Origin of the sequence: Corynebacterium sp. CTNIH16 (assembly GCF_032821655.1) — a bacterium.
In the GTDB taxonomy this organism is placed as follows: Bacteria; Actinomycetota; Actinomycetes; order Mycobacteriales; family Mycobacteriaceae; genus Corynebacterium; species Corynebacterium marquesiae.
Genome location: NZ_JAVBIG010000012.1, coordinates 19,792 through 36,454 on the forward strand (window position 1 = coordinate 19,792; position 16,663 = coordinate 36,454).

Annotated in this window: 15 protein-coding genes, 1 tRNA gene and 1 pseudogene; 11 read left to right on the forward strand and 6 right to left on the reverse strand. The window is 57.0% G+C overall.

Annotation, left to right across the window (positions count from 1 at the left end):
• The first annotated feature begins 105 nt into the window (after positions 1 to 105).
• From RAE04_RS10045 to RAE04_RS10055, 3 genes are read left to right on the forward strand one after another with little or no spacing between them, the layout of a single operon-like run.
• Positions 106 to 1,446 carry an ABC transporter transmembrane domain-containing protein gene (locus RAE04_RS10045; RefSeq protein WP_408933108.1) on the forward strand — a complete coding sequence of 447 codons (1,341 nt, stop codon included), beginning with the start codon at positions 106 to 108 and terminating at the stop codon, positions 1,444 to 1,446.
• A complete protein-coding gene (locus tag RAE04_RS10050) occupies positions 1,446 to 3,188 on the forward strand; it encodes an ABC transporter ATP-binding protein (protein WP_317027266.1) in 1,743 nt (580 codons plus the stop codon). Before RAE04_RS10045 ends, RAE04_RS10050 begins: the two co-directional genes overlap by 1 nt.
• Positions 3,164 to 4,144 (forward strand): alpha/beta hydrolase family esterase, encoded by a 981-nt coding sequence (locus tag RAE04_RS10055; protein ID WP_317027267.1) that lies wholly within the window; start codon positions 3,164 to 3,166, stop codon positions 4,142 to 4,144. The genes RAE04_RS10050 and RAE04_RS10055 overlap by 25 nt, the downstream gene beginning before the upstream one ends.
• On the opposite strand, the gene RAE04_RS10060 is transcribed toward RAE04_RS10055, so the two are convergent.
• Entirely contained in the window at positions 4,141 to 5,400 is a 1,260-nt protein-coding gene (locus RAE04_RS10060; RefSeq protein WP_317027268.1) for a site-specific DNA-methyltransferase, read from the reverse strand. The genes RAE04_RS10055 and RAE04_RS10060 overlap by 4 nt on opposite strands.
• Positions 5,401 to 5,735: 335 nt before the next feature.
• On the opposite strand from RAE04_RS10060, the gene RAE04_RS10065 reads away from it, so the two are divergent.
• Together RAE04_RS10065 and RAE04_RS10070 are read left to right on the forward strand one after the other, a co-directional pair.
• Positions 5,736 to 5,909 (forward strand): Rv0909 family putative TA system antitoxin, encoded by a 174-nt coding sequence (locus RAE04_RS10065; RefSeq protein WP_317027269.1) that lies wholly within the window; start codon positions 5,736 to 5,738, stop codon positions 5,907 to 5,909.
• Positions 5,910 to 6,113: 204 nt separating this feature from the next.
• On the forward strand, positions 6,114 to 7,496 hold the full coding sequence (locus RAE04_RS10070) for a hypothetical protein (protein WP_317027270.1): 1,383 nt from the start codon (positions 6,114 to 6,116) through the stop codon (positions 7,494 to 7,496).
• A gap of 45 nt (positions 7,497 to 7,541) precedes the next feature.
• Here RAE04_RS10070 and RAE04_RS10075 read toward each other — a convergent pair whose 3' ends face one another.
• Positions 7,542 to 8,150, reverse strand: a complete 609-nt coding sequence (locus tag RAE04_RS10075) for a response regulator transcription factor (protein ID WP_317027271.1) — start codon at positions 8,148 to 8,150, stop codon at positions 7,542 to 7,544.
• Between the two features lie 194 nt (positions 8,151 to 8,344).
• Here RAE04_RS10075 and RAE04_RS10080 point away from each other — a divergent pair.
• Positions 8,345 to 8,689, forward strand: a pseudogene (locus RAE04_RS10080) (cadmium resistance transporter); the annotation flags it as partial.
• A 50-nt stretch (positions 8,690 to 8,739) separates the two neighbouring features.
• Here the strand turns inward: RAE04_RS10080 and RAE04_RS10085 are convergent.
• From RAE04_RS10085 to RAE04_RS10095, 3 genes are all read right to left on the reverse strand, one after another.
• Positions 8,740 to 8,813, reverse strand: a tRNA-Pro gene (locus RAE04_RS10085).
• Between the two features lie 71 nt (positions 8,814 to 8,884).
• Positions 8,885 to 9,274: a YchJ family protein gene (locus RAE04_RS10090; protein ID WP_179386485.1), complete on the reverse strand. Its 390-nt coding sequence runs from the start codon at positions 9,272 to 9,274 to the stop codon at positions 8,885 to 8,887.
• Positions 9,274 to 10,431 carry an alpha/beta fold hydrolase gene (locus tag RAE04_RS10095; RefSeq protein WP_317027272.1) on the reverse strand — a complete coding sequence of 386 codons (1,158 nt, stop codon included), beginning with the start codon at positions 10,429 to 10,431 and terminating at the stop codon, positions 9,274 to 9,276. Before RAE04_RS10095 ends, RAE04_RS10090 begins: the two co-directional genes overlap by 1 nt.
• Before the next feature lie 87 nt (positions 10,432 to 10,518).
• Between RAE04_RS10095 and secA2 the strand changes: the two genes are divergently transcribed.
• From secA2 to RAE04_RS10120, 5 genes are all read left to right on the forward strand, one after another.
• Positions 10,519 to 12,810: an accessory Sec system translocase SecA2 gene (gene secA2 / locus RAE04_RS10100; protein ID WP_317027273.1), complete on the forward strand. Its 2,292-nt coding sequence runs from the start codon at positions 10,519 to 10,521 to the stop codon at positions 12,808 to 12,810.
• Between the two features lie 85 nt (positions 12,811 to 12,895).
• Positions 12,896 to 13,330 carry an oxoglutarate dehydrogenase inhibitor Odhl gene (gene odhI / locus RAE04_RS10105; protein ID WP_239274284.1) on the forward strand — a complete coding sequence of 145 codons (435 nt, stop codon included), beginning with the start codon at positions 12,896 to 12,898 and terminating at the stop codon, positions 13,328 to 13,330.
• Between the two features lie 98 nt (positions 13,331 to 13,428).
• A complete protein-coding gene (locus tag RAE04_RS10110; protein WP_269954259.1) occupies positions 13,429 to 14,175 on the forward strand; it encodes a MerR family transcriptional regulator in 747 nt (248 codons plus the stop codon).
• A gap of 49 nt (positions 14,176 to 14,224) precedes the next feature.
• Positions 14,225 to 14,818: a bifunctional nuclease family protein gene (locus RAE04_RS10115; protein ID WP_317027274.1), complete on the forward strand. Its 594-nt coding sequence runs from the start codon at positions 14,225 to 14,227 to the stop codon at positions 14,816 to 14,818.
• A 146-nt stretch (positions 14,819 to 14,964) separates the two neighbouring features.
• Entirely contained in the window at positions 14,965 to 15,528 is a 564-nt protein-coding gene (locus tag RAE04_RS10120) for a MerR family transcriptional regulator (RefSeq protein WP_198493025.1), read from the forward strand.
• 284 nt (positions 15,529 to 15,812) lie between these two features.
• On the opposite strand, the gene RAE04_RS10125 is transcribed toward RAE04_RS10120, so the two are convergent.
• Positions 15,813 to 16,658 (reverse strand): hypothetical protein, encoded by an 846-nt coding sequence (locus RAE04_RS10125; protein WP_317027275.1) that lies wholly within the window; start codon positions 16,656 to 16,658, stop codon positions 15,813 to 15,815.
• Positions 16,659 to 16,663 lie beyond the last annotated feature (5 nt).

Below are 16,663 nucleotides of genomic sequence, written 5' to 3' on the forward strand. Positions count from 1 at the left end.
TTAGAATAGCTGCCTATGAGGACACTTCCTGCACCATCAGATCCCAGGTGGCTGCTAAAGACTGTCTTTTCTCGTCCATCCCTCACCGTGCCGGCTGCACTCTGCATGGCTGTATCTTTTCTGCTTAACGGATCGACTCCAGTGATAGTGGGACATGCTATTGATGAAGCTGTCTCGGAAGGAGACGTTGACCGACTAGGCATGTGGCTGGTGGTATTGGGGGTAGCTTTTGGCCTTAATGCCATAGCCGCATGGTTCGGACGCGGCCTCAACGCGCGAGCCATGCTAGTAATTGGCCACGATCTGCGCATGGCCATCACGGATAGGATTCAAGATCCGCGGGGCATTGCAGGCGAGCCCCGCAGCACCGGCGAACTGCTTGCCATCGCCTCCACAGACGCACGGCGCGTGCAGAATGCCGTTATGATGACGGTCTTTCCCGTCGCTGAGATCGCTGCCATTGTGTATGTGGCGATCATGGCTAGCCGTATTAACCTGCCTTTAGGCATCGCCATTTTGTGTGGCGGGCCGTTAATGGTGTGGGGCTCAGTGCGCGCGGCAAAGCCTCTGCGCACGCGTTCCGGAAGCCGCCAAGCGGCGTTGGCGAAGGCCAGTTCCATGGCCACCGATGTGGTCCAGGGCCTGCGGATCCTTAAGGGCCTGGGTGCAGTAGCCACTGTCAGTAACCGATATTCCACGGTGTCTGGAGCTGCCTACGAACGAACAGTAGAGGCCAATGCTGCCCAAGCGCGACTTAATGCGACTACGGAGATTTTGGGCTCGGTGTATGTCATTGCGGTGGGCATTGGTGCAGGCGTGATGGCCATGCACTCCATGGTGAGCGTAGGTGAACTCATTACGGTTATCGGCCTCACGCAATTCATTATCACCCCGATGACGATGCTGGGCCGAAATATCGCCTCGCGGTGGGCGGCCGCACAGGCAAGCGCAGAGCGTATTATTGCCGTCCTCGCCGCACCCGGGGTAGAGAAAAGTGAACCGCAGGTTCCGGCCCTCGCTCCTGGGGTCAACGTGGTGCCCGAGCCTATGCCAGAGGATCTCGTCTTCTTGCCGCGCGAGCGGTTCCTGGTTGTTCCACACGAAACTATGCTTTTTGAGGGGACCGTGCGGGACAATATTCATCCGGATAGCGCAAGGGCACAACGGGCCCTCTTCGTAGCTGCAGGGGAAGATATACCGGGCGGGTTGGACCGCGAGGTGGGAGAAGGCGGCCGAAACCTCTCCGGCGGACAACAACAGCGGGTGGCGCTGGCACGAGCCATTGCTGCGGACGCGGAGATCTTAGTTTTAGCCGATCCAACAACCGCCGTGGACTCGGTGACCGAGCAGGAAATAGCGCAGCGGGTGGCGCGTCACCGTGGGCCTAAGCCCACGCTTGTCTTCACCACCTCGCCGGCGTGGGCAGCAGTGGGGGCGGAGCTTTGATGCGGTTTCCTACGGCCTCCTGGCCTCAAGTGCGTAAGGAAGTGGGTCGCCAGCTTTCCGACGTCCCCGCCGTCCGCTGCCAAGCCACAGCGGCCTTAGCCTTGCTTACCGCAGGGGCCGGCAGCAATGTAGCGATTCCCATCCTGTTGGGAAAGATCGTCGACGCAGTCATTACTCAGGGCGCCATTGTGCCCATTGGTATTTCCTTAGTTCTGGTGGCCGCGGTCTCGGCATTGTTTTCCGCGGCAGGGTTCTATGTCCTTTCGCGCCTGAGCGAACGCGTGATCTCCGCTTTGCGCGAAGATATGGTTTCTACTGCTCTCCGCCTGCCTACCCACCGTGTGGAGGAAGCCGGCACTGGGGATTTGGTCTCTCGCTCTACCGATGATGTAGCAGAACTCTCTGCTGCCGTCACCGAGACCGTCCCCGTGCTGGCCAAATCTGCTTTCGCCATCGCAACTACGGGGGTGGCACTAGTCAGCCTCAATTGGCAATACCTACTGGTCGTAGGTGCAGTTGCTCCGCTTTATGTATTTGCCGCGCGCCAGTACCTGCAGCGCGCTCCGCAGCGCTATACCGAGGAACGCGCTGCCATGGCGGAACGGGCGCGCAGACTCCTGGAGGCAATTCGCGGGCGAAAGACTGTGCGCGCCTTTGGCATGGAAGATCAGATGCACGTTGGGATTGAGCGTGCCTCCGCACAGGTGGTGGATAAGGGGTACGCAGCGCGAAGGACAATGATGGTCTTGCAGCTATGGATGACGGTCATTGAGTTAGTTATGCTGGTCTGCGGTTTGCTCATCAGCTTTTGGGTGGTGCAGGCTGGGGCGTTGACCGTTGGCGCAGTCATCGCTGCCATGCTCCTTCTTATTCGCTTGCGGGGCCCGCTCATGGGATTGATGCGAGTAATCGATACCGTTCAATCCGGCTATGCCTCTCTGTCTCGAATAGTTGGGGTGGTCATGGATCCGCCACGGGCGGTGCCAGACTTCGGCGCGCCGACCCCAGGTGGGGTTGCCGAATTAAAAGAAGTGAGCTTCAGCTACGATGACGGCGGCTGGGCTGTGCAAGACGTGAACCTTAAGCTTCCCGCTGGACACACCGTAGCTTTAGTGGGAGCCTCTGGCGCGGGAAAGACCACGGTCGCTGTTCTTCTGGCCGGACTGCGAGTCCCGGCTACCGGAACAGTCTTGGTGGATGGAGTAGAGGTATCGGCCCTTTCTGATTCCGAAAGGGTGGCGCGTTTAGCGATGATTTCCCAAGAGGTTCACGTATTCTCAGGAACCCTGCGCGAAGATTTGTCCTTGGCCGCCCCGCAAGCCTCAGACGCACAAATGGAAGATGCACTACAGCGCGTCGGCGCACAGTGGTATGCACAGTTAGAGGAGGGCCTAGATACGGTCATTGGAGCTCGGGGAATCCACCTTGACCCAGTAGCAGCACAGCAGCTTGCGCTGGCGCGAATATTGCTTTTAGATCCCAAGATCGTCATCATGGATGAGGCCACTGCAGAGGCCGGATCGGTGGGGGCGGAAGCTCTGGAAGAAGCCGCGACAGAGGTCACCCGTAGGCGAACCGCACTGATAGTGGCGCACCGACTAGACCAAGCCGCACGAGCCGATAGCATCGCCGTGATGGATAACGGACGGGTGGTGGAGCAAGGCAGTCACCACGAACTGTTAGATTATGGTGGCCGTTATAAGCAACTATGGACCGCATGGCAGAAGGGACGACAGAGATGAACGCGAGGTCGCTACGGGCCCTGGTTGGTGCGGTAGCAGTGAGTTTCCTTGCGGTTGCCGGCGCATCTTGTTCGGCCGATTCGCCCGACTCCGCGCCCCAAGCAGTCCCAACTGAGACGAAAAACTTAGGGATTCCAACCTCCGCACCGCTAAGCGGACCCGAGCCAGGAAGCTATACCACCGTTAATCTGCCATCGGGCCGTTCCTTTATCCTCAGCGTGCCCAAGGACTACACGGGGGATAAAAAGTGGCCCATCGTCCTGGCCTTTCCAGGCTGGGGACAATCTGCCGAAAATCTCCGCGGCTATTCCCGCCTCGATGCCGCTGATGCCATCACCGCTTTCGCAGAAGGTAAAAAGAAGGCTTGGAGCCCTGCTCCTTATGCCAAGACGTCAACAGCAGAAGACAAAGAATTTGTTCGCGACATCATTGATGCCGTTCGAGCAACGTATCGGGTAGATGACTCCCGGATTTTTGCTACCGGCATGTCGAACGGCGGCGGGTTTGCCGCCTACCTGGCCTGTCAGATGCCCGATGTTTTTAAGTCCGTGGCTACCGTTTCCGCTGCCTACTACAAAGATATTCTTAAAGACTGTGCCCATTCCCCCGTGGGTCGATTGGATATTCACGGCACCGTGGACCCCGTGGTGGGTTACTACGGTGGAACGCGCCATAAGACCAAGTACTATTCCGTGGAATCCGTGCTGGAACAAGACCGTAAACGCAATGGTTGCTCTACCAAGGTCGATACGATCCGCCTGGTCAACAATGCACTCGATATGAAGTGGAGCGGCTGTACCGCACCGCTTGAACACATCCGTATCGCCGGAGGCTCACACGTATGGCCCGGTGGTACAGCAGACGCGCACAATGAGGTAGGCAAATTCTTTGCTACTGACCGCGTCCTAGACTTCTTCGGTATTCCCGGTCGCCCGTCCGGTACGGCTCAGACTTAGTCCGGTCTATAGACATGAAAGTTAGCGCCTGGAACCTTGCGCACCCTTTCAATGCAAATGTCTGCCACGGTAGAAAAGCCCGCGCGATGAGCAGCGCTACGCGGGGAGGTTGGCTCTGGAATTTGTACAAGGTGAAAAGACCGAGTGCCCCCATCGTCGTTATTGAGTTCCACTACCGCCTGGGCAGTGGTGCCGGAGCCCGCAAAAAAGTCTAGGACGCGCGCATCCTTTCCACCCGCAATGGAAATGAGGTGCTTAATCAAGCGCACCGGTTTGGGAAACTCGAAAACGCCCTCTAGACCCATGACGTCTTCAGCATCGCGTCGGCCGGTACGGGTCACTCCAAAGCGCTCCCCGTCCAAGATGGAGCGTGGGCGCGCTCCCACCTTCTGATAGTTCTTGGTATAGACAAAACCTCGCCGGAAGACGAGCTCATCGAAGCGCTGCTCAACCTTATCCCGGCCCCAGCGCCAACGGGCGACTTTTTCTTTTCCCACCGGCTGGTCCGGCCAATACTCCTTGCCATCGGGGCCGGAGATAGGGAAGTCGAGGGAGGGAAGGTACCCAAGGGTCTTAGAGTCCAAACGCACCAAGGAATAGTTCCCTTTGTCGTCCTTATGGTTGTATTTGGTGGAAGTATGGCCTTGGAGATCGACATTGAAACCGGGATTGTTAGGAGTACGGGCGTAGCACAGAATATATTCATGCTCTACCACCGCGTATTTAGAATCGTTCTTACCGGTGCCGGCCTTTTTCCAAATCAACTGGCCGGCAAAGCATTCCTCCCCAAAAACTTCATCGAGTACCTTGCGCGTATTGGCCACTTCGTCTTCTCCAATGGAGACAAAAATAAAACCTTGTGCGGAAAGTACATCTCGGGCCAAGATGAGTCGGGGAAGCATCATCGACAGCCATTGCGAGTGCCATTCTGCATAGCTTCCGGAACGCATCTGGCGGCGTAAACGATAGTTATCGCGGTAAACAAAGTCCTTGCCGGTATTATAAGGCGGGTCGATATAGATGACGTCAAAGAGCTCCCCGCGGTTGGCAAGCTCTTGCAGAACCGGAAGATTATCTGCCGCAATAATAGCGTTGCCGGTGTCCCAGGCTGTGCTGAGCGCAGAATCACGCGTGAAACGCTGTGTCAGCGGCGCGCTGGCGGCTGCTCGGGCAGCGTCTTTACCCGGCCATACTAAGCCAAAGAATTCCCTGGCCGTCTCCGAGGTGGACGGTGGCGCTGGGGTAGTTGAAGCCATGGTGCGAAGCCTTCGTTGGTAAATCGTCGATACCGTCTAACGCTATCATTTGCACGATTGAGGAAATTTGACCTGAAGCTAAATTGTGCACCCTGATTTTGCTTATACTTCGCTAGGGTAGGGCTAAAGCAGCAGGCCTTATTGGGTGCTCGATATGCTGCGGTGCGTCCGGATGCCCCTGAGAACAATCCCGTTGCGGGGCGGCAAAATTTATTTGGTCTAGTGGCCGAAGAAACTTTTCGGTGGCATGTTGGCTCAAGTGTCGGTACGTTGGGGTGTGTTGCCGGACACGGCAGCTTTTAGATAAAGCTAGAACTAGAAGAAAGGATAACCACATGGGTATCTTCGATAAGGCAAAGGATGCACTGAACTCCGACAAGGGCGAAGAGCTTAGCGACAAGGGCTTGGACAAGGCAGCTGACGCAGCTAAGGACAAGCTCGGTGAGGATAAGGCTGACCAGATCGACAAGGCTCGGGACGCAGCTGACGACAAGCTCGGTAACGAGTAAATAGCTTCGCCCGCTTAAAGGGCGAATGGCTACTTTATATTTTGGCCCCCAGCCCGCAAGGGCTGGGGGCCAAAGCTGTATAAAGACCAGCAGCATAAAGCTGGCAAAGGTCTATATAGGTGCTCCCACCTTTTTGTGGGTGACTAAACTTATAGAGTGAACGTATCCCAAGCAAATTTGCATGAAATCGCTAGGATTGTATTTGTGAACAATCTTGAAGGCACCGTTTCCCATGCGGGCTCCACTAAGCAGCGCTTGCTGGAGCAGAGTGCCCGTATCCTGGCTAAGGGTGGGTGCGACGCTTTAAAGGTTTGTGCTGTGGCGGAGCAGATTGCTGTTCCCGTCGATGAAGCTAAGTCTATCTTTGAAGATGACCACGACCTTTACATTCAGACCAGCCGGTTCTTGGATGAGCGTCTCCGAGTAGCGTCCTACGAGGCACTCGATAAACTGCCAGATGACGCGACCGCGATTCAGAAACTTCGCGAGGTTGCCAAGGTCTACTTCAACTTGGCTCTTGATAACCCCACCTACTTCGCCGCCTATAACAACTGCGAGACGGCAACGAGCTTTCCCAACTTTGAGGACGGTATCGAAGAGTCGAAAAGCTTTGATGCCTTCCCGCCCACTTTCCGCTGGATGCTTGAACGCATGCGGGAAGCCGCCATTGCAGCACGCGGCGATTTTGATCACCGCTTGGTAGTGATCCAAGCACTTACTTTCTTGTCTGAGTTGCAGGGCATTACTCACTTGGCCACGTTCGGCATTATGCGTCATCTCTCGCCCACGGCGAAAAAGCAGACCTTCAATGCTTGCATTGAGACTTTATTCTCTGGGCTGGAAGTTAGCTTGCGTGACGGGGAGATAGCGCCCTTTGAACCGCGAGCACTCGTTGGCGAACCAGCGGAACCGTTTACTACAGCAGCAAAGGACATGCCAAAGTCTACGGCTGAGGAAAAGCGTGCAGCCATCTTCCGTGGTGCGGCCGAAGAGATTGCCTATAACGGTCTTCCTAGCTTGCATCTCGGCTCTGCTGCTGCGCGAGCAGGCGTAGATTTGGCAGACGCGGAGCATCTTTTCGATGGTAATTCTCACCTGCTGCGCTCTTTGGAAGAGTCTTTGGATGAAGCCAATACGCTAGCGATCATGCGCCAGAACCAGGCCGTGCCAGAAGGATCCCACGGGCTGGATTATATTAAGGCAACCGGCTTCGGATATTTGGAGTATGCGCTGGAAGACCCCGTCGGCTTTGTCGCCCTCATTGAGGTATCAAGCCGCTCGATTGTTCCCGTCTCTTTCGATGAGTCCGGCGATACTGAGCAACCATTCGATATGGGTAAGGCCTTCACCTTCATCATGAATCTGGTGCGCGATGCCATTTCTGAGTCGAATGGGCCACGATCACCATGGATTCTCTTCACCCAGATTGCGGCGCTGTGGGCCTCCATCCACGGCCTCTCGCAGTTGAGTACCGTAGGAGCCTTGCGCTATCACTCGGCTGATTTTTACTTCAACCTAGCTTCCAAGGTGATGGACATAGTCATTCAGGGCATGGTCAATGTCCTCGAGCTAAAGAAGCCAGAATAGGTATCCAGACAATAAAGGGGACCCGCAGCGGGCTCCCCCTTTTTTCTATATCCATCCCCGGGCACGTGCCGTAGTTGCTGCCTCAAAGCGGTTTCCAGTTCCTGTCTTGGCGATGAGCGAAGAGACAATATTGCGCACTGTGCCAGTGCTCAGATGAAGGTGCCCGGCAATCTGGCGGGTGTCGCTACCCTCCAAGACATGACGTGTGACCTCCCTTTCGCGTGCGGTTAGTGGATTGTCGGGCGTGAAAATAGTCTCTTGGGCCAGTGCAGGGTCGATGACCTTTAGACCGGCGTGCACTCGCCTAATGGCTTCGGCAAGTTGTTCGGGTGGGGTGTCCTTGACTACGAAGCCAGCTACGCCCGTTTCCAAAGCACGTTTGACGTAGCCACTGCGCCCAAAGGTCGTGACAATCAGGCTGCGGCAACCAGTGCCCTCTAGTTCCGCGGCCGCATCAAGACCGTTCTTACCGGGCATTTCAATATCAAGTAGCGCAACGTCGACGCCATGCTTGGCGACAAGCCCCGCCACCTCCGCGCCCGTTGCGCACTCAGCCACAACGCTAATATCTGGCTCTGTCTCCAAGAGGGCAACTAGCGCCCCACGCACCAATGATTGGTCCTCAGCAATGAGAACTCGGATGGGATAAGTCATTGCCTGAGCCTCCGGCGGTAGTAAGAGGAAGAGAGTCCGTGTCGCCCTTCATAGTAACCAAGGCCAGAGTACAGCCATTGCGGCGCGCAAGGATCAGCTGTCCGCCAGCACCTGTTATGCCTTTGCACAAACCGTCAATCCCGCCGTGGGCACGAGAAAGGCTATCATCAGCGTCAAACCCGCAGCCATTGTCCATCGCCATTGTTTTGGGCCTATGGGCAGCGTGGCAAGCATTTCGGGGCGAGGACGACGATGAGGACGTTTCCAGCAAAAAGCTGAGCACACTGGCGGTAGCCGGAGTGACCTTTGCCAACGGAGGGGACAATATCGGTGTATACGTGCCGGTGTTTACCACCTCTACGCCAGCTGAGGTAGCGATCTATTGCGTGGTCTTCTTAATCCACGTGGCGCCCCTAGTGTGGGCAGCGCGGTTTGTGGCCACGCGGCCGGGCATCGCAGAAGCACTGGAAAAGTGGGAAAGCGTACTGTTTCCAGCGGTCTTAATTCTCTTAGGAATTGCGATCTTGCTTGCGGTGTAAACGCAGAATGGAAAAAGCCGGCACCGTGAAGGTGCCGGCTGAACTTTTTGTCGGGCTAACAGGATTTGAACCTGCGACCCCTACACCCCCAGTGTAGTGCGCTACCAAACTGCGCCATAGCCCGCCGTCGAACTGTGCGACTTGTCTAGATTACATCAGTAGGATTCTACTGTGAAATCTGGGGTGTAACCTGCGCTAAAACTCGCCGCTGGAGTAGACCCAAGCGCCGCCGACACGGCGAAACGAAGAACGCTCGCGTTGTGAGCCAACGGCCGCGCCTTTATAAAATGCCTCAAACTCCACTACGCCGGAATTATCGAGCAATCCGCCTGCTTGGGTGTCCAGAATATCGAGGCGATAAAACCGGACGGGAGAATCAGCCAAGTCGAGTGTTGCAGGGCGAGTATCGGGATCCCACGTACGGAGGAGATAGGCTTCGTCGCCAGTAACAAAGGCGCTAAAGCGCGAGCGCATGAGCGCCTCCGCGGTGGGGGCATTGGTGCCGGCATGGTACTTGCCGCAGCACTCGCCGTAGGTCAGGCCGGTGCCGCACGGGCAGCGGCGCGAGGAATCAAAAGCCGCCATTAGAGCGCGTCCACGTCCACGATGGTGACGTTGCCGAGCATGCGCTCCACATCGGTGCCCTTCGCGGCAGAGCGCAGGGCGGACTCTTCTTCCGCTGACAGTTTTCCGGCAAGCTCGATGCGGCGCTCAAAGCTGGCGGGGCCGGTTTGGGTGATGCTCACGTGGACGTCGTCAAGCGCAAGCCTCTTGCCGGCATCCTTGACTGCTTGGGTAGCGGCCGTGGCCAGCGCGGACATAATAAGGCCCTCTGCGGTAAAGCCCTTACCCTTGCCGCCATTCTTCTTCGTGCGGTCGGCACTGAGGCTGTGGTCATTGTGGCGGACGACCACGCCGAATTTGGTGCCGGTGGCCGGCTGCGCAACTGCGGCGTCGGTTCCTACTTCTTCTGGCCGGTAGTCAGGAACGATAAACTGCTCGGCCCACGCACCGATGAGATCCGCAGCGCGGGCTGCCGTGCCCTGCTTGGTGAGCAGATGATCGGTCTTGTCCAAGGAAACCAAGGATTTGGGGTAGCGCGTGAGCAGAAAGATATTTTGCGCATTGTCTATGCCCACCGTTTGGTCAATGGGCGAGTGCAATACCATCAGTGGCTTGCGGAGCTTGGGCAGGTACTCCTCGGGGTTAGTATCCGCCAAGTCCTCGAGGAACTTGCGGGAAATGATAAGGCCGCGGCCGCCGAGGATGACTTCCACCTCGCCGTTGGCGTCGACCTCGCCGATTTTGTCCGCATAGTGCAGCACGGAGTGGGCAGGATCAAAGGGCGCGCCAATGGTGGCTACCGCCTTGAGTGATTTCATGGTGGTGGCCGCCTTCAACGCGGCGGCGCCACCTAGCGAGTGGCCCATGAGTAATTGCGGGGCAGAGTAGTTCTCCGTCAGCCAGGCGGCAGCGGCATGGATATCATCAACGTTTTGGCTAAAGGTAGTATCGCCAAATTCACCGGCGGACTGGCCAAGGCCGGGAAAATCGAAACGCAAAGTGGCGATGCCGAATTCAGTGAGCTGTTTCGCAGTGCGGGCGGCGCCGGGAGTGTGGCGGGAGCCGGCGAAGCAATGGGCAAAAATGGCATAGGCGATCGGGGGAGAATCCGGGAAGTCGATGGTTCCGGCCATCTCGGTACCCCGGCTCGAAGGTAGCTTAACGTTGACGGATTGCATGAGAACTACAATAACGGGCCTCTTAGCCGCAAGCCATACCAGGTTGACTACAGTCGATAAGAGTAATCCAAATAAGGAGGATGAGGTATGGGCGCGTTCGATTGGTTCTGGAAGGCAATGGGCTCGCAAAGCTCGCGTAACGATAAGAAATCCAAGGCCATCGTGGGTTCAGCCGATGAAGCGGTCCGGGTATTGGGCCAGCAGGACGACGCAGGTGTAGCCCAAGCCGCACGCGATGCCGTTGCAGGTGGCGAAATTGCAGATAAGGCACAGTTCCTCGCGGCCTTAGCAGTAGCGTGCGAGCGTACCCTGGGGATGCATCCCTTTAATGTCCAGTCCCAGGCCGTCCTGCGCCTACTTACCGGAGACGTCATCCAAATGGCAACCGGCGAAGGCAAAACTTTGGTGGGCGCCATGGCGGCTACAGGTTTCGCGTTGACTGGCAAACGCGTCCACGTTGTCACTGTCAATAACTATCTCGCCGCCCGCGACGCCGAATGGATGCGCCCTGTCGTGGAGTTCTTTGGCTTAAGCGTTGCCTCGGTAACTGAGGGCATGTCACCAGATGAGCGCCGCGCTGCCTACGCTCAGGATATTATCTACGCACCGGTCAACGAGCTAGGCTTTGACTTGTTGCGCGATAACCAAATTACCGACCGCTCTCACACGGTGCAGGCAGCCGGCGACGTTGCCCTCGTGGACGAAGCCGATTCCGTCCTAGTGGATGAGGCCCTTGTGCCCCTAGTGCTGGCCGGGAATCGGCCAGGTGAGGCCCCCACTGGGCACATCACCAATGTGGTTTCCCGGCTGCGCGAAAAGCTGGACTACTCCATCTCTGAGGACGGCCGCACCGTTCAGCTGACCGAGACTGGTGCCCGCCGCGTGGAGCAGGAATTGGGCATTGATTCGCTTTATTCGGAGGAGAATATCGGCACCATCTTGGTGAAGGTCAACCTCGCCCTGCATGCCAAGGCCCTGCTTATCCGGGACATCCACTACATCGTGGTGGATGGCAAGCTGCAGCTTATCGACGCCTCCCGGGGCCGCGTTGCCGACCTACAACGCTGGCCCGACGGGCTCCAAGCGGCGGTAGAAGCCAAGGAAGGCCTAGAGGTTTCTGAAGGCGGGCGCATCCTCGACACCATCACGCTGCAAGAACTTATGCGGCGTTATCCACTTGTGTGCGGCATGACTGGTACCGCGGTGGAAGCGACCGATCAGCTGCGGCAGTTCTATGGTCTTCATGTATCCGTGATCGACCGCAATAAGCCGCTGCAACGCTTTGATGAGCGAGACCGCATTTACGCGACAGTAGACGATAAATCCGCCGCCATCGTGGAGGAAATTGCCACCATTCACGCCACGGGGCAACCCATCCTCGTGGGCACGCAGGATGTCGCCGAGTCGGAAGATCTGGCGGATGCTCTCCGCGAGCGGGGAATTGAGGTCAATGTGCTCAACGCCAAAAATGATGAGCAGGAGGCACAGATCGTCGCCGAGGCCGGCGATATTGGACGCGTCACCGTCTCTACACAGATGGCCGGACGCGGCACCGATATTAAGCTGGGCGGTGCTCACGAAGCTGACCACGATGCAGTAGCGGAAATGGGTGGCTTGGCGGTTATCGGTACCTCTCGCCACCGCACCGCCCGCTTGGATAACCAGTTGCGCGGCCGTGCAGGCCGGCAAGGTGATCCGGGCCTGTCCCTATTCTTCGTCTCCCTTGAAGACGATGTGGTCCAGCAAGGCGGCGACGGAGAGACTGTGCGTGCCCAACCAGCAGAAGACGGACGCATTGAATCCAAGCGAGTTAGCGATTTTGTGGCACACTGCCAGCGAGTGACCGAGGGCCAACTACTCGAAATTCATGCCCAGACCTGGAAGTATAATCAGCTCCTAGCCGATCAGCGCATCATTATTGATGAACGCCGAGCCAAACTATTGGATACTGATCAAGCCTGGAAGGAACTATCCCAACGCGCTCCGGAGCGCACAGCAGAGCTACGGGAGGTCCCTGAGGAAGCACGCATCAAGGCCGCGCGCGAAATCATGCTCTATCACCTGGACTTGGCCTGGGCCGACCACTTGGAGCTTATGGACGATGTGCGCGAGTCTATCCACCTGCGCGCCATCGCACGAGAGACGCCGATCGATGAGTACCACCGCATTGCGGTGAGGGAGTTTAAGGACTTGGCCCAGCGGGCCGTCGACAAGTCTGTGGAGACTTTCCGCACCGTGCTTATCGACGCCGCTGGGGCGCACCTCGATGACGCCGGCCTCGCTCGTCCGAGTGCTACATGGACCTACATGGTGTCCGATAACCCCCTTGCGGGCAAGGGAAATTCCGTGCTGAGCGGCATCGGAAACATTTTCCGGTGAAATAATTCCCCGCGAAGGGGCCACGGACTCACATGAGTCGCTAGTATTGTTATAAGTAACTCGTAACTAATCCCCGGAGGTAACAATGAGCGAGAACACCGGAACCCCGGAACCACAGGTAGAGACCACATCTGTATTCCGCGCAGACCTGCTCAAGGAGATGGAAAACGGCGCGAATGGCAACGATACTCCCACTGCCGGCACCGACAACCTGGCGGAAGGTCAGGCCCTCCTCGTGGTAAAGCGTGGCCCGAACGCGGGTGCCCGCTTCTTGCTGGATCAGGCGACTACTACCGCCGGCCGCCACCCTGAGGCAGACATCTTCCTCGATGACGTTACGGTGTCCCGCCGCCACGCGGAGTTTCGCAAGAATGATGACGGCAAGTTTGAGGTAGTTGATGTGGGATCCCTGAACGGAACCTACGTTAACCGCGAGCCCCGCAACTCCCAGGTGCTCGAGGTGGGAGACGAAATCCAGATTGGCAAGTTCCGCTTGGTTTTCATCGCTAACCAGAGCTAATTTTTCACGTAGACTAGCCGCGCTTCCTTATTAGGAGGGGCGGTGTAGTCTGCTTATGGCACGATAAGAACTTTCAGTACCCCTAAGAGATAGACACAGTGAGCGCAGCAGATTCTTCGGCAGCAGCAGTACGCCGCACCAGCCCTAAAGCTAAGAAGCCAAAGACCATGTCCATTGGCGTGGTTTTGGAGACGTTGAATCAGCAATTCCCAGACGTCACGGTGTCCAAGATTCGCTTCCTTGAATCTGAGGGGCTCATCAGTCCACAGCGCACGGCCTCGGGCTACCGCCGCTTCACCCAAGAAGACGTGGACCGGCTGCGGTATATTCTCACCACTCAGCGCGATAACTATACGCCGCTAAAGGTTATTCGTGAGCAGCTAGAAGCCATGGATTCCGGCCAAGTTACCGCGATCGTTTCCGCAGGAAATGCGGACACTCTGCTCTCGCCGCAGCAATTTAAGGCCCCTGTGGTCACCCGTCTGACAGATGTGGAGGTAGCTACCCAGGCTAGTGCCAGCGAAGATGATGTAGCCTCCTTGGTTAAATATGGCCTCATCCGCCCGGATGCCGCCGGATTTTTCAATACCGACGACGTAGCCATCGTCTCTGCCGCCGTGGCGCTTAAGGCCTTTGGTTTTGGCGCCCGTGAACTTAAGTCCCTGCGCAATAACGCCCGCCGTCAGGCGGATCTGATCTCCCAGGCGGCGGCTCCCGTGGCGCACTCAAACTCTGATACCGCGCATCAGAAGGCGGAGGAAATCTCCCAGCAAATGACCGCTCTCGTGGTCTCCTTGCATGCGACGCTGGTGAAGTCGGATCTGCGCGAGGAATACCACTCCTAATACACACGTGATACACACGTGCTCCCGTCTTTGTGGGAGAGTGGTATTTATGAGCGATGTATCCTTAGAGTTTCACGGTATCCACCAAGTCGGCCCCGAAGACGATGTGTGCGCTTTGCTGCGGTGGCCCGAAGAAGAGCGTTTGATTCCCGTGTGGGTTTCTCCCATCGAGGGCATGCAACTGGCCGCAGTCTTAGACGGTCACCAGCCAAACCGTCCCACCTCGCACGATCTTATCTGCGAGGTGCTAGAGGGCACTGGCGGGGTAGAGGCCATTGAAATTGCCAACTACCACCAGGGAACCTTCATGGTAGATATTAAGGCTCCGAACGGGGAAGTTTATGACTCTCGGTTAATCGATGCACTCGCGGTATCCGAATATTTCAGCGTCCCTATTTCAGCCGAAGCAGATCTCCTTGCCCAGGTATCTGTTTATGCCAGCGATGCGGATGTGAAAGAGTACTTCGACCTGGAAATTTCCACCCCCGGCACAGGCGTTGATCTACCGAGCAGCGAAAGCAGTGAATCCTCGACCTCCGCATCGGGAAATGCGCAGGCAGATGCCGATTTTGAAGCCATGATGAGGTCTTTGGGGATGGAGGAAAAAGATTTCCTATCAGGGGATGATGACGAAAAAAGTTAATGACACGCGTGTGACTAATGGTGACAATGGGGTTTGAGAAGTCTAAAGTTGTACTTGACAGTTAAGCGAGCAGCGCTTGACGGGCGTATGCGCTTGGCTTTTAATTGATCTTTAGAACTTCCAACAAACACCATTGGAGTAATTACGTGAGCATTAACGAGGACTCCCAGTCCGGATCCACCTACGTGCAGGAGTCGCTTTTTGACGTCGGGCCCGACGAAGAGGTGGGCTACCGCGTTCCCATCGCTTGCCAGGTAGCGGGCATCACCTACCGCCAGCTGGACTATTGGGCTCGCACCAACCTGGTCAACCCTTCGATCCGTACAGCGCGCGGCTCGGGTTCCCAGCGCCTGTACTCCTTCAAGGATGTACTGGTACTCAAGATCGTTAAGCGCCTGCTGGACACAGGCATCTCCCTGCAGAATATCCGTTTGGCAGTTGAGTCCCTTCGGGATCGTGGTGTCAATGACTTGGCAAAACTCACCCTCGTATCCGATGGCACTACCGTTTATGAATGCCGTTCCAACGACGAGGTGATTGACTTGCTCGCTGGCGGTCAAGGCGTCTTCGGCATTGCAGTTCCGGGCATCTTGAAGGAACTGTCCGGCACCATTTCTTCCTTCCCTTCGGAGCGCATCGAAGACTTCGCCGAAGACAATGTAGTCGGCCTCGACGAGTTGGCTGCTCGTCGCAAGCGCAAGAGCTCCTAAGCTCGTCCACGCTGAATCCACCCTGCTTCCCAGCTCACGGGGAAGCAGGGTGGATTTTTGATCTCTATCGCGATAAGAGCACCATGTAAAGTAGTACTTTTCCGCGCTGTGCGGCTCGCAGGATCGAGGTCGAGCTCTGGCTTAGAGCCCGAGCCGACTCTGAGCTAATAACTGGCGAAGTACCCGTAGGTTCGCAGTGTAGGAGAGCACTAGTCACCATGGGCCGACAATAAAGGCACCGAACGAGTCGTCGTTCGGTGCCGTGGAAAAGAAAGAGTCGCGTATTAGACTCCTGCGGCCTTAGTAATTGCTTCAGAGACCGTGGCCTTATCGGCTGAGTCAACGGAGGTGAAGCTATCAGCTGCGGACTTCAGTGCGGCATCGACATTACCTTCACCGACGTGGATGACGCTGAGGGAAACGTCCTTGGAGGCGGCGTCATCAAGAGCGGACGTGAATTGCGCGTCATCCATGTCTTGCTCGGTGCCAGTAGTTACTACGACTACGCGTGCTTTGTCGCCAGTTCCTGCGGCTTGATCGGCGGCATTCGCGACAGCTGCTACAACGGCGCTGCGCGTTTGCGGAACACCGCCGGTTCCAAAGCCACCGAGCGTGCCGGATACAGCGTTGCCATCGCCAAAGCCTAGGTTTTGGCGGAAGCCAACCGTGGCGGTCTCAGAGATAGGAGAGGAGTAGTTCCACAACGAGACTGCCCCGCCGTCCGCGGCTAGGTCAGAAGCAGTGGTGCTCAAGGCTTCGGACACAGGGCCGTACATCGGCGCCATGGCCGAAGAGGTATCCAAGAGTAGGAGCGTATTTGCCGCCATCGTCACATCGGGCTTGGGAGCTGCTGCGGAATTCGTCGCTGGAGCGGAGCTCTTCGGGGAAGAAGAGCTCGTGGGCGCAGCGGACGTGGAAGCACTGGAGGCAGCTGTCGTGCTGGTCTCCGGTGCAGCTTCGGTGCTGCTTTCCACTGCGGCGGGTGCGGCTGAGTCTTCGCCGTCGTCGTTGCCCGCGCCGCGCAATAGGAAGGCCACCAAGGCGACTATGGTCAGCAGCGCGATAATAGCCACCGCGATAACCCATCCCGCTACTGCGAAGCTATTTTTCCCGTTTGAATGCCGTGCCATGTGGT

What these genes read in the sequence shown, in the direction of transcription:
- RAE04_RS10125 (WP_317027275.1), bottom strand. Translation starts at nt 16,658, where the DNA reads ATGGCACGGCATTCAAACGGGAAAAATAGCTTCGCAGTAGCGGGATGG.
- RAE04_RS10050 (WP_317027266.1), top strand. Translation starts at nt 1,446, where the DNA reads ATGCGGTTTCCTACGGCCTCCTGGCCTCAAGTGCGTAAGGAAGTGGGT.
- RAE04_RS10055 (WP_317027267.1), top strand. Translation starts at nt 3,164, where the DNA reads ATGGCAGAAGGGACGACAGAGATGAACGCGAGGTCGCTACGGGCCCTG.
- RAE04_RS10065 (WP_317027269.1), top strand. Translation starts at nt 5,736, where the DNA reads ATGGGTATCTTCGATAAGGCAAAGGATGCACTGAACTCCGACAAGGGC.
- RAE04_RS10090 (WP_179386485.1), bottom strand. Translation starts at nt 9,274, where the DNA reads ATGGCGGCTTTTGATTCCTCGCGCCGCTGCCCGTGCGGCACCGGCCTG.
- secA2 (WP_317027273.1), top strand. Translation starts at nt 10,519, where the DNA reads ATGGGCGCGTTCGATTGGTTCTGGAAGGCAATGGGCTCGCAAAGCTCG.
- odhI (WP_239274284.1), top strand. Translation starts at nt 12,896, where the DNA reads ATGAGCGAGAACACCGGAACCCCGGAACCACAGGTAGAGACCACATCT.
- RAE04_RS10060 (WP_317027268.1), bottom strand. Translation starts at nt 5,400, where the DNA reads ATGGCTTCAACTACCCCAGCGCCACCGTCCACCTCGGAGACGGCCAGG.
- RAE04_RS10045 (WP_408933108.1), top strand. Translation starts at nt 106, where the DNA reads ATGGCTGTATCTTTTCTGCTTAACGGATCGACTCCAGTGATAGTGGGA.
- RAE04_RS10115 (WP_317027274.1), top strand. Translation starts at nt 14,225, where the DNA reads ATGAGCGATGTATCCTTAGAGTTTCACGGTATCCACCAAGTCGGCCCC.
- RAE04_RS10075 (WP_317027271.1), bottom strand. Translation starts at nt 8,150, where the DNA reads ATGACTTATCCCATCCGAGTTCTCATTGCTGAGGACCAATCATTGGTG.
- RAE04_RS10095 (WP_317027272.1), bottom strand. Translation starts at nt 10,431, where the DNA reads ATGCAATCCGTCAACGTTAAGCTACCTTCGAGCCGGGGTACCGAGATG.